Consider the following 13,103-nt stretch of genomic DNA (forward strand, 5'->3'; position numbering starts at 1 on the left):
CATCGGTTTTCTTGCGCAAAAAAAGAAGCCTCAACTTGAGACTTCCACGTAATTTTTATTCAGTTTGCCGTCTTCAGCGACCGTTTCGATGCGGTCCACGTTCCGCGGCTCGGACTCTCAACAAGATTATTGTACTCAAGCACGTTCAAATCACGCTGGACAGTGCGCGATGTGATTCCGAACTCTTCTACTAGTTCTGAAGTGGTGACGCATTCCCTTTCGTTTATGAACAAATAAATGGACTTGATGCGGGTTAGCATACGATCTGTTGAACCTTTCATTGGATGACCTCCCAATGCGTAGAATGGTAAAGACATAACCGACGAACGACAAAATGAAATATGAAATTGTTATTTTCTAAAATTACACCTTTAGTATACCGCTCTCGGATAGAATTGCAAGTGAAAAGCACGAACGTTTCAAATGTAAAGTTGATGTTACGAACGTAAAAATCGAATGAATAATTTGTAAAACAGGTAAAATCAAGCTAAAAGACGAACGAAAAAAACTTTTCGAAATGAATGTTCGTCTTTCTAACATTTGGATATACTAATATAGGAGACAACATTCGCAAAGGGGAGATTGACATGAACTGGAGACAAGAAGTCGATACACGAAAAGAGGCATTTCTAGACGACTTACACGGATTGCTTCGCATCCCGAGCGTGCTCGACGAATCAAAAGCAGGACCGAATGAGCCGTTCGGACCGGACGTGCGCCAGGCCCTCGACTACATGCTCGAGCTCGGTCAGCGGGACGGGTTCACGACAAAAGACGTCGGCGGATACGCCGGACACCTCGAATACGGGGAAGGGGACGAACTCGTCGGCATTCTTTGCCACTTGGACGTTGTGCCGGCCGGGGAAGGTTGGACGTATGGGGCGTTCAACCCGACGGTCGCGGACGGGAAAATTTTCGCGCGCGGCAGCAACGACGATAAAGGGCCGACACTTGCCGCGTATTACGGGTTAAAGATCGTGAAAGAGCTCGGTCTGCCGCTCTCGAAACGGGTTCGGCTCATCGCCGGGTGTGACGAAGAGAGTGAGTGGCGTTGCGTGCGCGAGTATTTCAAACAAGAAGAGATGCCGACGTACGGATTCGCCCCAGACGCGGACTTTCCCATCATCAACGCGGAAAAAGGATTGTATGACGGGGTATTGAAACAAGTCCCAATTCAACGGGTACCGGGAGTGAAACATCAATTGATCTCGTTCATGAGCGGGGAACGTCCGAACATGGTCCCGGATTACGCGACGGCCGTCTTGAAGACGGACGATGTGCTCGAGGAGAAGTTTGAAGCTTACCTTGAAAAATATGAGGCGGACGGGACGTGTGTCTACGATAAAGGGGAGTACACGCTCACGATGCGTGGTGTCGCGGCCCATGCGATGGAGCCGGATAACGGCGTGAACGCGGCCTACGTCCTCGCTGGATTCTTGTTGCCGCTGCCACTTGATATTCAAGGAGAGCGTTACATCGAATTCATCCGCCACGTCTTTGCCGATTCGCGGGGCATCTCCCTCGGAATCGAAGCGAGTGACGAGACGGGCGACTTGACCGTCAACGGCGGCGTGTTCCGTTATAACGAGGATGAGCGCACAGCGACGCTCAACATCCGTTATCCGTACACGGCGAAATTCACGGAACGGTTGCAAAACTTGAAAGAAATCGCCTTGTCGTTCGGCTTCGAACTGTCAACACGTCACCATATGCCACCGCATCACGTCGCGGAGGATCATCCACTCGTCAAGACGCTTCAAGCTGTATATGAACGGCAAACGGGCGAGTCGGCCAACTTGATGGCGATTGGCGGGGGGACTTACGCCCGTTCGCTCGAGGCCGGTGTCGCGTTCGGCGCGCTGTTCCCTGGTGCAAAAGATGTGGCCCATCAAGTCGATGAATACATGGAAATTGAAGATTTGTTACGGGCGGCTGCGATTTATGCGGAAGCCATCTATGAGCTCGCTAAATGAAAAACACTCGGAGAGCTGACTGAATCGGTCAGCTCTCTGCCTATTCGAAAGGAAGTTTATTGTGAATCAGCAAAAACGGTTATACCAATTGATTTATGTCGCCATCTTTTTCGCCCAAGGTGCGTTAATTCCATACATGACGTTATTTTTCTCTCAATCCAGATTTGATTTGTCTCCGAGTGAGGTCGGGACGATCGTCGCGATTCTGCCGATTCTCTCCATCGGGGTGCAGCCGCTATGGGGAATGCTCGCCGATCGGACCGGTCGCGTCCGAGCTTGGCTCGTCCTCGCGATGATTGGCGCTGCCGCCATCTCGATCACGTTTTTGTTCGCGACAGCTTACTTGTGGATCGTTCTGTTGATGGTCGCCTGGTCGATTTTCCAATGTGCCCACATCCCACTCGTTGACATGATGACGCTCGACTATACGGCCCGCGCTAAAATCGATTACGGTGCGATTCGACTCTATGGCTCCGCCGGGTTCGCCATCGCTGTGTTCATGATGGGCCGAATCGCCGACACACCATGGGGGCTTTCGAGCACGTTCCTCCTCAGTGCGATCGTCCTCGTCCTTGGGAGTATCATCTTGCGGCGAATCGACGAACCGGGGTTGGCCCGGACGACGACCGTCGCGCCATTCGCCTGGTCGGCCGTGTGGAACGTCCCGTTCGTCGCTTTTTTAATCGGAGGGATGCTCGTCTTCGGTCCGATTTATGCGAACAACTATTACTTCGGCATTTACGTGACGAGTATCGGTGGGTCGACGACGCTCGTCGGGACATTATTTTTAGTCGCCGTGCTCTGTGAGATCCCATTCATGAAAGTCGCGTATCAAATCGTCGCAAAACTCGGCACGGTGAACGTGCTCGCGGGCGCCGCCTTCATCTCGGCCATCCGAAACGGCTGGCTCGCCCTCGAGCCGCCACTTCTCGTCGTCTGGATCTTGGCAATCGTCCAAGGGCTCGTCGTCGGCTTGCTCATCCCGGTAGCGCTTCAGTTCGTAAGGAGCCTCGTCAGTCTGAACGTGACCTCGACGGCGATTGGCGTCTATATGGCACTCACGTCAGGTTTGGCGACGGCTGCCTTCAACCAATTGAGCGGAATCATCATTGAAGTCGACAGCATCATTGGTGTATTTTGGATGTACACCGCAGTCAGTCTTCTTGGAGCGGCTTTGTTTTTAGGCATGAGACGGTTCCGTGAGAAAGGATGATTCCGATGACGACACATTATTTTATCGCCTTGCCGATAGAAGCAGACGAGTTCGCACGCATTCAACGGGAAGTACTCCCTTATTATTCCTACCGCCGTGTCTATCGACCGGACGAGTTCCATTTGACGCTTCAGTTTCTTGGGGCGCTCGATGACGATCAAGTCGAGGCCGTGAGAGAAATCACGAAACAAGTGGCGAATGAGACGAGACCGTTCACGTTGACGTTCGAACAGATTGATTTCTTCGGTCGACCGGATCGTCCGCGCGTCTTGACGATCATTCCAGAAGCGTCGCCTGCACTCACCGCGTTCGTGAGCACGTTGCGGGGACGATTGCACGATGAAGTACCGGGGCTCGACCGAAAAACGTTCGTCCCGCACGTCACACTCGCAAAAAAATGGGACAGTGGCCATGTCGTGCCGCACATGGCACCGACGTTCCATGTTACCGAAACGATTGACGCGGCCGTCTTGTATCGAATCAACCCGAGTCACACCCCTGCTTATGAAGCGGTGGACGTATTCCCGTTAACACGCTCAGAGGAGGACACATGGCGATCCCGATTAAAATTTTTGACGTGACGTCGAAGTATGAACGAAACGTCTTGGACCAATATAACCGTTACCAAGAATATGTGGAGTCCGATACGGCCCGCATGCGACGCTTGCACGAGCTCAATCGTTTGAATCCGCCCGAAGTCGTCGAGTTCGACAACCCGTGGTGGAAATTTTGGCGCAGAACCGAACGCATCGAACTCGAGCCGACCCCGTTGACCGATTCACAGTTTCAGGCGCTGTTGGCGTCGCGAAAGAAGATGCAAAAGTTGCAGTTCGCGTGCGAGGGTGCGACCGAGGCGGACGCCCCGTTGCTCGCATTTTTACGTGACTTCGGCTACCGGAACATGTTGACGGAATGGAATGAACACCATTTCTTCATGTTCCGTCCGGTCGTCCGTTGGAACGGGGCGACGGTGGAGTTGAGTCATCTCATCATCGGTCCGTCCCATCTCTATATCGTCGAATGGCTCGAAGGGGACCGGAGCATCTATCACATATCAAAAGAGAAGACATGGATTCATCAGCCGCTCAAAGGGGAAAATACCCGTGTAGTCAATCCGCTCATCGCTTTGACGCGAACTGAGGAGATTGTCCGTCTGTTTCTTCCGTCCTATGACGGGGTCTTACAGAAAGTGACGGTGGCCCCGAACGGCTATTTCGATCATGTACCTACATCAAGCACGACCCAGTTCATCTCACGGTCGGACTATGACCAGTGGCTCAAACAAGTGAACGGGCGTGCCCCGATCGTGAAAGCCCAACAAATTCGAGATGTGGCGACACTTCTAGACCAGACAGCTCAGATGCCGTTTCGACAATTTATAGATCAGTAGGTAGGAGAGGATGAAACGCGTATGCATCATACACATGACCAACAGACGACGACACATGCGACAATCGAGCGAGCGTCTTTATTATCGTTCGAATTGATCCGGCTCGAGGTCGTTCCAGAATATGAAGCCATTCCAGTGCAGATCGAACAAAATGGGCGCCCTGTCGACTATACGATTGTCGACGAACGTTGGACCGAGACGGGGACGATGGAACGGGACGTGAGATTGAGCCGGCCCGTCTCGCTCGAGACCGTCTATACCGTCTTCCACCCGGGCCATAAGACGATCGTCGCAGTCCCAAGAGAGATCGTCCAGACCAAAGAGTTCGAGCGGCGTTATGCGTATGACGGCCCGCTCGGTCTCGTCTTCGGTGCAACTACGATTGAAGCGTTCATTTGGTCACCGGTCGCCTTCTCGATATGGGTGACGGTGCACGATGAGACGACCTCCCGTGAAATCGAACGGTTTCGGATGACGCGACAAAGTCGCGGCGTCTGGCATGCCGACATTCCGCGATTATATGAAGGGCTCCTCTATCGGCTGCACGTGAAGACGCCGGTCGAGACGAACGATGTCGTCGACCCTTACGCGAAAGCCGTCAGTCTCAACGGCGAGTTTGGCGTACTGGTCGATGTCGAGTCCCATCTCGCCTCAAGCGTCGAACGAGTGGAGCGGCCGCCGCTTCGAAAAGCGACAGATGCCGTCATTTACGAGTTACACATCCGTGATTTCACGAGCCATCCGTCATCGACGAGCCGCATGAAAGGGTTGTACGGAAGCGTGGCAGAGACGGGACTCACGACACAAGCCGGACATAGTGCCGGGCTCGACTATATCAAACAGCTCGGCGTGACCCACGTCCAACTGCTTCCGGTCCATGATTTTGGAAGTGTCGATGAGGCGACCCGCATGCCGTACAATTGGGGATATGATCCGATTCATTGGTTCGCGATTGAAGGCAGTTACGCGAGCGAACCGAGGGCGCCGTTGTCCCGCGTGACCGAGTACGCCGAGCTCGTCACCGACTTGCACCGCGCCGGCCTCCGGGTCGTTGTCGACGTCGTCATGAATCACGTTTACGTTCGGGAGCAATCCGCCCTCGAGGCGCTCGTCCCGTATTATTTCTTCCGCTACGAACATGACGGGACTGTGGCGAACGGCACCGGGGTCGGGAACGATACCGCGTCCGAGCGCTACATGATGCGGCGCATGATCGTCGACTGTGTGACCTATTTCGCGTCGGCATATCACGTGGATGGATTCCGGTTCGACTTGATGGGGATCCATGACGTAGAGACGATGAATCAAGTGCGCATCGCGCTCGATAAAATCGATCGCTCCATCCTGATTTATGGGGAAGGGTGGGACTTGGCGACACCGCTCAGTCCGTCAGTGAAAGCGACGTCGCATAACGCTTCCCATATGCCGCGCATCGGTCACTTCAACGACATGATGCGGGATGCGCTCAAAGGCTCGACGTTCAACGACCGCGAGCGTGGGTTCGTCTCCGGTAATGAGTGGCGAGAGTGGGAACTGAGAGAATGTTTGACCGGTGCCGTTCAAATTCCGAACGTGACGGTCGGCCGCTTCCCGAGCCCGCAATATACGATCAATTATGTCGAGGCGCACGACAACTACACGACGTATGACAAGTTGAAGCTCGCATGCGAGGACATCGACGAGGCGACACGGCTACGGATGCAACGATTTGCCACGGCCATCGTCCTCACCTCCCAAGGCGTGCCCTTCTTACACGCAGGACAGGAGTTCGGTCGGACGAAGCATGGGGTCGAGAATAGTTATAACGCACCCGACCGAATCAACCATCTCGACTGGGACCTCCGCGACGAGCGTGCTTGCGAAGTCGAATATGTGAAAACGTTGCTCAAGCTGCGGCGTCGCCATACGTGCTTCCGGTATGACACACGACAAAAAGTCATCGAGCAGTTCAAGTTTTTACCGTCTCCCGCTGGCGTCATCGCCTACGAGGTGACGGCGAGCCATTCGTATGATGCGTGGCAACGTGTCCGCGTTTATTTGAACGGGACGTTTGAAGACGTGACGTTCCATGCGGAAGGGGATTGGAACGTGTTCGTCCAGGGCGAGACGGCGAGCTTGACGCCGATTGACCGGAATCCAGCCGAGATTCGAGTCGAGTCGTTGTCAATGACGATTATCGCGTGTTAATATGGTGATTGTATCTTTTTAACTTCTTATGAGATTTGAGCGTGATGACTATGTATTCAGATATAATCGGTGCGCTCGGCGAGGAATGGACGGTCGCCTCCGCAGGCGGCATCACTGGCGAGGCATACGTGGCGACGACGCGCCAACAAAAAATCTTCGTCAAGCGAAATTCGTCTCCATTCTTGGCGATTTTATCTGCCGAAGGCATCGTTCCAAAATTGTTATGGACAAAACGGATGTACAACGGTGACGTCCTCAGTGCCCAACAGTTTATCGAAGGTCGTGAACTGTCGCCAGCCGATATGCAACGTTCGGACGTGGCGGCACAACTTGGAAAAATCCATCATTCGAAAGAGCTATTATTCATGTTACAGCAATTAAATCATACACCCGTCACGTCGTCGCTTTTGCTCCGGCAATGTGTCGCCTACGGCCAAGATGAGTCGAACCGAATAATCGACGAGGCCATACAGTGGCTCACCCGCCATCAGCCGGCCGATGACGACCGAGAGCTCGTCGTCTGTCATTCGGACTTGAATCATAACAACTGGCTAGAAGATGAATCCGGCCAACTGTACTTGACCGACTGGGACGATGCGATTATCGCTGATCGTGCCTTCGACTTGGCGATGGTGCTCTACAGTTACGTCGATGAGGCGGGCTGGGAGGATTGGTTCCGTCAATACGGCGTCGACTTGACGCAGTCGTTGCATGAACGCATGCATTGGTACGCCGTCGCGCAAACCGTGCTTACGATTTATGGGGAACAAAGTGATCTCGAGCGGCTCGAAGGTCTCACGGTGTTGAAAGAACTTCTCGAGGAAGCCGATGAATGAACAAAAAAAGGGATGGCCCGGTAATCGGGTCATCCCTTTCCATATGCATCACACATCATCTGGTTTCATAAAGAACGCCCATACGAACGTCGCGATGACGGCGCCGAAAAATGTTAACGGGGCCGCATAAAAAATCAAAAATTGGTCCAACGTGCTCATCAATCTAACCTCCCTATGAAGGATGATATACGTTCATTAAACAATGTTTTCGTGTATAATCGCAAGGGGACTGCTTGCTCGATGGGCCACAGTCGGAATAAACTTGAACATTTCATGAACGAAAGGTAGGATTTTCATGCGATTACGCCATAAGCCTTGGGCGAAAGATTATATGCAAGCTCAAGAACACGTTTTTATCTCCGAACCAGAGACGCTGAAAGGGAAGTGGAACGAGGAGTTCGGTAACGAAAACCCGCTCTATATCGAGGTCGGGTCCGGGAAAGGTCAATTTATTTTTGGGATGGCCACACAATTCCCAGACGTCAACTTCATTGCCATCGAGTTGTTCGAGAGCGTAGCTGTGTCAATCGTTCAAAAGTTGGTCGAGACGCCGATGCCGAACGTGCGCGTCTTGACGGTCGATGCGAAACAGCTCGTTGACTATTTTGATGCCGGTGAAGTCGATCGCATCTACTTGAACTTCTCGGACCCATGGCCGAAAACACGTCACGCAAAACGTCGTCTGACGTACAAGACGTTCCTCGCCACGTACGAGGCCGTATTGCCGCGTGGGGGCGAGATTCACTTCAAGACGGATAACCGCGGTCTATTCGAATACTCACTCGAAAGCATGAGCCAGTACGGCATGTACTTCACCGATATTTCACTTGATCTTCACGTAAATGAACCGGCCGATAACGTTAGAACCGAGTATGAAGAGCGGTTTAGCGCCATGGGGCAACCGATCTATCGTATGGAAGCCGCGTTCCGATCGAAAATTTGACACGCTTTTTTCTTATTTTAATAGCATTTTCTTCACACTTTTTTCTTTCTTCTTGGTACAATAGGAATGACGCTAAATTGGAATTAAAGAAGGGGGAACATGGGGATGTTGAAAAAAGCATGGGCAAGCCTGCTTGCAGTAATCTTCATTCTGACAATCGCACCACTGAATCCGTCGGCGAACGAGGCGTTCTTGGACGCCCTCGAAGAGGATTTAAAAGCCACGCACTATGATTACAAAGAAGGAACGGCTGAAATTATCAAGCAAGAGACGCTTACGTCTTCGAACGGTAATGAAATCATTGCGGCGGTCGTCGAACTCGATACGATTCGTGACGGGATCTTCATCACACGCAAGACCGAGTTCCATTATTTCGATGCGACAGAAAACAAGATTTTAGAAACGGCGGACCTTGCTGAAGTCGAGGGTGCGACAGAGTTTTCAGATGCGAACATCGATTTGCTCGGACAAAAAGTCGTTTACTGGTTACCAGTTTTAATCATGTTATTGTTGATTGCGATTCCAGCACTCATCTTGTTCTTCGTCGTGCCACGTTTCTACTCGACGACTGAATACATGAACCCGATTTACGAGAAAAACGATAATCCACGCTAAAAAAGAGCCAAAAGGCTCAGCTTGTTGACTTACATCAATTGAATCGCTCGTCCTTCCGGCGCTTACGTTTTCCGCAGGCAATCCCGGAGCCGCATCGCGACTCGCGTCGCTGCCGGGTCTCCGTCGGATTGCTTTTCCTGCCGGAGTCGGGGCGCCGTCGGACGAGCAACACAAACGGTCGCCGTCGGGTGGCCGTTTGTGTTTTTCTAGGGGGGCTCGATCTCTTAGAACACAAAAAAGACGAACCGATCCGCTTTTTGCGAAGGGGTTCGTCAACAGCTTGAGAGCCGAAAGGCTTTTTTTTCATGCTTCTTGTTTCAGTTGATCCATGATTTGATCGAGCTCCATCCCGTTTCTAGACGAGACGGCTGCGACGAACGCACTCTCGACAATCGGACCGTCATAGAACTGGACGGCTTTATCGCCTTCATACATATCGATTGCCAATTCGGCGTTCATCGTCGCCGAACCGATATCGGATAAGAGGAGCGCCTCTTTGTCGACGGCTTCAATCGCCTCGAGGATTCGAGTCACATCGGTCCCGATGCTCCCATCTTCGAGTCCGCCGGCGAGATGGATTGGGACCGTCGGCGCCATTTCTTTCAACAAGTCTTGGATCCCTTCAGCAATTTTTTTACTGTGGGAGACGATGATAAGTTCGACGATGTTAACCGACCTCCTTCATGATGGCTTTCAAGATGATGGCGCTCGACATTGCACCGGGGTCGACCGTGCCCCGAGAGTTCTCTCCGAAGTATGAAGCACGGCCTTTCGTCGCTTTCATATCTTCCGTGTCATGGACGAGACGGTCGAGCTTTTCTGCGTAATCGTCCGAATCGGACAACCCCTTCAAAAACGGTTCCCATACATCGACCATCGTCTTTTGACCGACCTCGGATTTTCCGCGTGCCTTGATGGACGCGGCGCCTTCTTCTAACGCTTGCTTGACGAGCGGGAAGTCGGCCTCGGTCGCATCGCCGAACGCTGTCGCGGCTTTGACGAAAGCGGACCCGTAAAGCGGACCGGCTGCTCCGCCGACTTTTGCCATGAGCGTCATGCCGACTTTTTTACTCAGCGCGCCTAACGATTCATAGTCGTCATCAAGAATGGCGGAGACGGCATCGAACCCACGGGACATGTTGATCCCGTGGTCCCCATCGCCGATAGCGCGATCTAGGTCGGTCAACGTGTCTTTATGTGCTTCGATCTCTGATTGGGCGTTTCGTAGCGCTTTTTTCAATCCATCAATCGTTAACATGCGATCAACACCTCGTTTGTTAAATTTTAAATCCGTGTGCGGCCGAAGGCGCGTCTAAATATCTTGTGATTTCATCGTCGAGCGGCAAGATCGTGATGGAGAAACCATGCATCTCGAGCGATGTCATATAGTTGCCGACGTATTTCCGTTTGAGCGTATAGCCGGCGGCTTCTAATTTTTTGGCGACGAAATGATACGTCACGTATAGTTCGGACAGCGGGGTGCCGCCCATTCCGTTGACCATGACGGCCACTTCGCCGGGTTCGACTTCTTGTTTCAAGTGATCGAGTAAGTCGTCAACGATTGAATCAACGCTCGTCGTCGGTTTGCGCTCGACGCCGCGCTCCCCGTGAATCCCGATGCCAATCTCCATCTCTTCCTCGTTCAAATCGAAGCCTGGTTTACCGCTCACCGGCATATAACAAGGCTCGACGGCCATCCCCATTGAGCGGACGTGGCTCGCGACTTTCTCAGCGACGGCTTTCACTTCTTCGAGCGACTTGCCGCTCGCTGCTGCCGCACCGGCGACTTTATGGACGAATACAGTCCCGGCAACACCACGGCGGTCGTCTTTGTTTGAGATGGCGACATCGTCGGCGACGACGACGTGGTCGACTTTGATCCCTTCGGCGTCAGCGAGTTCGGCCGCGAGTTCGAAGTTCATGACGTCACCGGCATAGTTTTTCACGACGAGGAGGACACCGTTTCCGCCGTCCGCTGCCTTGATGCCCTCGAGCACCATATCCGGTGTCGGTGAAGTGAACACTTCTCCACACACCGCCGCATCGAGCATCCCATCGCCAACATAACCAGCGTGCGCAGGCTCGTGACCGCTTCCGCCGCCTGAGACGAGACCGACTTTTCCAGACTTCGCACCATCGGCCCGACAGATGACGTTTACCCCTTCGACACGACCGTACACGTCGGGATGGGCATGGACCATCCCTTCCACCATTTGCGATACGAGCTCATTTGCTTCACCGATCAGTTTTTTCACGTGGGATCACTCCTTTTCGATTTAAAAAAGTACCAATTACATTTTTCCACTCTTTCTAGACGTTTAAACAAAAAAAGCCGGCGAGTGTTCGCCGACTTGATTACGCATATTCAAGTAGTGCACCAGTCTCTGAATCGACTGTGAACTGGTACGTTTTTTCTTCGTCATTCTCGAGAACCGAGATGCCGCCTTTGAAGACGTCATACTCGCGCCCGTCATACGTGTACACTTCTGGTGATGCCGAGATCCATGCCCCTTGGACATGACCTTTGGCAGAAAATGCGCGTTTCGTGTATTCGAGTGCGTCCTCGGCCGATAAGCTTCGTTCATCCAAAACTTTCTTCGTCATAAGTGCGGCAACGACAGCGACCCCGATTCCAACTAACCAATACCTTTTCTTCATATGACTACCTCCCTTGAACTATGGCTATCATGTATATCGTACCAAAACCTGTACCCCATTGGAATGAAAAGCATTCGCATCTCATGAAAACTTCTGTATATAATGGTGGCACAACGGTTGAAGGGATGAGACAGATGAAACAAAAAACGAGAGACTTATTCAAGACGCTGACCGAGCTGCCGGGGGCACCGGGGTTTGAGTCTGACGTCCGTCAGTTTGTGCGCGACCGCATCACACCGCATGCGGATGAAATCATGACGGACGGCATCGGCTCGATTTTCGGAAAACGGACCGGGGACGAGGCGGGACCACGCATCATGGTCGCAGGCCATTTGGATGAGGTCGCGTTCATGGTGACGCGCATTACGGACAACGGCATGCTATACATACAACCACTCGGCGGCTGGTGGAGCCAAGTGCTCATGGCGCAACGATTCGACATCGTGACAAACGATGGCAAAATCCCTGGCGTCGTCGCTTCGACACCGCCGCACTTGCTCGGACCGGATGCGATGAATAAACCGATGGACATGAAACAAATGTTCATCGATATCGGTGCCGACTCGAAAGAGGAAGCGGAATCGTGGGGCGTCCGACCAGGTCTTCCGGCCGTGCCTACGAGCGACTTCACGCCGCTCAAACATCCGAAAAAAATCATGGCGAAAGCGTGGGATAACCGATACGGTGTCGGGCTCGCCATCGAGTTGCTCGAGGAGACGACGAAAGCCGACCACCCGAACATCCTCTTCTCAGGAGCGACCGTTCAAGAAGAAGTCGGCCTTCGCGGTGCGCAGACGGCTGCCGAAATGATTCAACCGGACGTCGCGCTCGTACTCGATGCGTCACCCGCGAATGACGCGTCAGGCAACAAGACGGAGTTCGGCCAACTCGGGGAAGGGGCGCTTATCCGAATCCTTGACCGCGTCATGGTCATGTCACCGGAAATGCGCGATTTCTTGCTCGATACGGCGTCGGACGAGAACATCAAAACGCAATATTTCGTCTCACCAGGCGGGACGGATGCCGGACGGATTCATTTGAGCGGACAAGGGGTGCCGACGGCGGTCATCGGTGTCGCGGCGCGATACATCCATACGCATGCCTCGATTTTGCATACGGATGATTACGACGCAGCGAAGGCGCTTCTCAAGGCGCTCGTCAAGCGACTCGATCGTTCGACGATGGAGACGCTGCGCGGCTCACGTTAAAAGGGGAACGTCACTTCTAAAGTGGCGTTTTTTTTATTGCTATTTGCCTAGAAACGCTTATACTAAAAAACGTGTGAAGA

15 protein-coding genes are annotated in these 13,103 nt (G+C 52.8%); 9 read left to right on the forward strand and 6 right to left on the reverse strand.

The features are described 5' to 3' along the window. Positions 1-59 precede the first annotated feature (59 nt). Positions 60-281: a DeoR family transcriptional regulator gene (locus tag RT52_RS01705; RefSeq protein ID WP_034809203.1), complete on the reverse strand. Its 222-nt coding sequence runs from the start codon at positions 279-281 to the stop codon at positions 60-62. A gap of 306 nt (positions 282-587) precedes the next feature. On the opposite strand from RT52_RS01705, the gene pepV reads away from it, so the two are divergent. The 6 genes from pepV (at position 588) to RT52_RS01735 (ending at position 7,599) form a co-directional block, all read left to right on the forward strand. Next, positions 588-1,973: a dipeptidase PepV gene (gene pepV / locus RT52_RS01710; protein ID WP_034814696.1), complete on the forward strand. Its 1,386-nt coding sequence runs from the start codon at positions 588-590 to the stop codon at positions 1,971-1,973. 61 nt (positions 1,974-2,034) lie between these two features. Continuing rightward, positions 2,035-3,186 (forward strand): MFS transporter, encoded by a 1,152-nt coding sequence (locus RT52_RS01715; protein ID WP_209325617.1) that lies wholly within the window; start codon positions 2,035-2,037, stop codon positions 3,184-3,186. A gap of 5 nt (positions 3,187-3,191) precedes the next feature. Beyond that, positions 3,192-3,767 (forward strand): RNA 2',3'-cyclic phosphodiesterase, encoded by a 576-nt coding sequence (gene thpR, locus RT52_RS01720; protein WP_034809497.1) that lies wholly within the window; start codon positions 3,192-3,194, stop codon positions 3,765-3,767. After that, entirely contained in the window at positions 3,737-4,576 is an 840-nt protein-coding gene (locus RT52_RS01725; protein WP_034814699.1) for an NERD domain-containing protein, read from the forward strand. Before thpR ends, RT52_RS01725 begins: the two co-directional genes overlap by 31 nt. Positions 4,577-4,597: 21 nt before the next feature. Next, entirely contained in the window at positions 4,598-6,763 is a 2,166-nt protein-coding gene (gene pulA / locus RT52_RS01730; RefSeq protein ID WP_034814701.1) for a type I pullulanase, read from the forward strand. Positions 6,764-6,813: 50 nt separating this feature from the next. Beyond that, a complete protein-coding gene (locus RT52_RS01735) occupies positions 6,814-7,599 on the forward strand; it encodes a phosphotransferase family protein (RefSeq protein WP_034814704.1) in 786 nt (261 codons plus the stop codon). 48 nt (positions 7,600-7,647) lie between these two features. Here the strand turns inward: RT52_RS01735 and cydS are convergent, their stop codons facing one another. Further along, the gene (gene cydS, locus RT52_RS17565) at positions 7,648-7,758 is read right to left on the reverse strand and encodes a cytochrome bd oxidase small subunit CydS family protein (RefSeq protein WP_420834626.1); all 111 of its coding nucleotides are present in this window, start codon (positions 7,756-7,758) and stop codon (positions 7,648-7,650) included. Positions 7,759-7,894: 136 nt separating this feature from the next. Between cydS and trmB the strand changes: the two genes are divergently transcribed. Then, a complete protein-coding gene (gene trmB, locus RT52_RS01740; RefSeq protein WP_034814706.1) occupies positions 7,895-8,542 on the forward strand; it encodes a tRNA (guanosine(46)-N7)-methyltransferase TrmB in 648 nt (215 codons plus the stop codon). A gap of 105 nt (positions 8,543-8,647) precedes the next feature. Continuing rightward, positions 8,648-9,157, forward strand: a complete 510-nt coding sequence (locus RT52_RS01745) for a hypothetical protein (RefSeq protein WP_235193473.1) — start codon at positions 8,648-8,650, stop codon at positions 9,155-9,157. 303 nt (positions 9,158-9,460) lie between these two features. Here RT52_RS01745 and dhaM read toward each other — a convergent pair whose 3' ends face one another. The 4 genes from dhaM to RT52_RS01765 all read right to left on the reverse strand — a co-directional run bounded on the left by dhaM (position 9,461) and on the right by RT52_RS01765 (position 11,815). Further along, on the reverse strand, positions 9,461-9,823 hold the full coding sequence (gene dhaM / locus RT52_RS01750) for a dihydroxyacetone kinase phosphoryl donor subunit DhaM (RefSeq protein ID WP_034814707.1): 363 nt from the start codon (positions 9,821-9,823) through the stop codon (positions 9,461-9,463). A gap of 1 nt (position 9,824) precedes the next feature. Beyond that, complete coding sequence (gene dhaL, locus RT52_RS01755) at positions 9,825-10,415, reverse strand: dihydroxyacetone kinase subunit DhaL (RefSeq protein ID WP_034814709.1); 591 nt, start codon at positions 10,413-10,415, stop codon at positions 9,825-9,827. A gap of 19 nt (positions 10,416-10,434) precedes the next feature. Then, entirely contained in the window at positions 10,435-11,412 is a 978-nt protein-coding gene (gene dhaK, locus RT52_RS01760) for a dihydroxyacetone kinase subunit DhaK (protein WP_034814711.1), read from the reverse strand. A 100-nt stretch (positions 11,413-11,512) separates the two neighbouring features. Next, complete coding sequence (locus RT52_RS01765; protein ID WP_024371334.1) at positions 11,513-11,815, reverse strand: PepSY domain-containing protein; 303 nt, start codon at positions 11,813-11,815, stop codon at positions 11,513-11,515. Positions 11,816-11,949: 134 nt separating this feature from the next. Here RT52_RS01765 and RT52_RS01770 point away from each other — a divergent pair, with 134 nt between their 5' ends. Further along, the gene (locus RT52_RS01770) at positions 11,950-13,023 is read left to right on the forward strand and encodes a M42 family metallopeptidase (RefSeq protein ID WP_034814713.1); all 1,074 of its coding nucleotides are present in this window, start codon (positions 11,950-11,952) and stop codon (positions 13,021-13,023) included. Positions 13,024-13,103: the final 80 nt, after the last annotated feature.

Source organism: Exiguobacterium alkaliphilum 12/1 (assembly GCF_000714435.1).
Taxonomy (GTDB): domain Bacteria; phylum Bacillota; class Bacilli; order Exiguobacteriales; family Exiguobacteriaceae; genus Exiguobacterium; species Exiguobacterium alkaliphilum.

Excerpts from the sequence above, each read along its gene's own strand:
- thpR (WP_034809497.1), top strand. The coding sequence starts at position 3,192 with ATGACGACACATTATTTTATCGCCTTGCCGATAGAAGCAGACGAGTTC.
- RT52_RS01745 (WP_235193473.1), top strand. The coding sequence starts at position 8,648 with ATGTTGAAAAAAGCATGGGCAAGCCTGCTTGCAGTAATCTTCATTCTG.
- dhaL (WP_034814709.1), bottom strand. The coding sequence starts at position 10,415 with ATGTTAACGATTGATGGATTGAAAAAAGCGCTACGAAACGCCCAATCA.
- RT52_RS01735 (WP_034814704.1), top strand. The coding sequence starts at position 6,814 with ATGTATTCAGATATAATCGGTGCGCTCGGCGAGGAATGGACGGTCGCC.
- RT52_RS01765 (WP_024371334.1), bottom strand. The coding sequence starts at position 11,815 with ATGAAGAAAAGGTATTGGTTAGTTGGAATCGGGGTCGCTGTCGTTGCC.
- trmB (WP_034814706.1), top strand. The coding sequence starts at position 7,895 with ATGCGATTACGCCATAAGCCTTGGGCGAAAGATTATATGCAAGCTCAA.
- RT52_RS01725 (WP_034814699.1), top strand. The coding sequence starts at position 3,737 with ATGGCGATCCCGATTAAAATTTTTGACGTGACGTCGAAGTATGAACGA.
- pulA (WP_034814701.1), top strand. The coding sequence starts at position 4,598 with ATGCATCATACACATGACCAACAGACGACGACACATGCGACAATCGAG.
- RT52_RS01770 (WP_034814713.1), top strand. The coding sequence starts at position 11,950 with ATGAAACAAAAAACGAGAGACTTATTCAAGACGCTGACCGAGCTGCCG.
- cydS (WP_420834626.1), bottom strand. The coding sequence starts at position 7,758 with ATGAGCACGTTGGACCAATTTTTGATTTTTTATGCGGCCCCGTTAACA.
- RT52_RS01705 (WP_034809203.1), bottom strand. The coding sequence starts at position 281 with ATGAAAGGTTCAACAGATCGTATGCTAACCCGCATCAAGTCCATTTAT.
- pepV (WP_034814696.1), top strand. The coding sequence starts at position 588 with ATGAACTGGAGACAAGAAGTCGATACACGAAAAGAGGCATTTCTAGAC.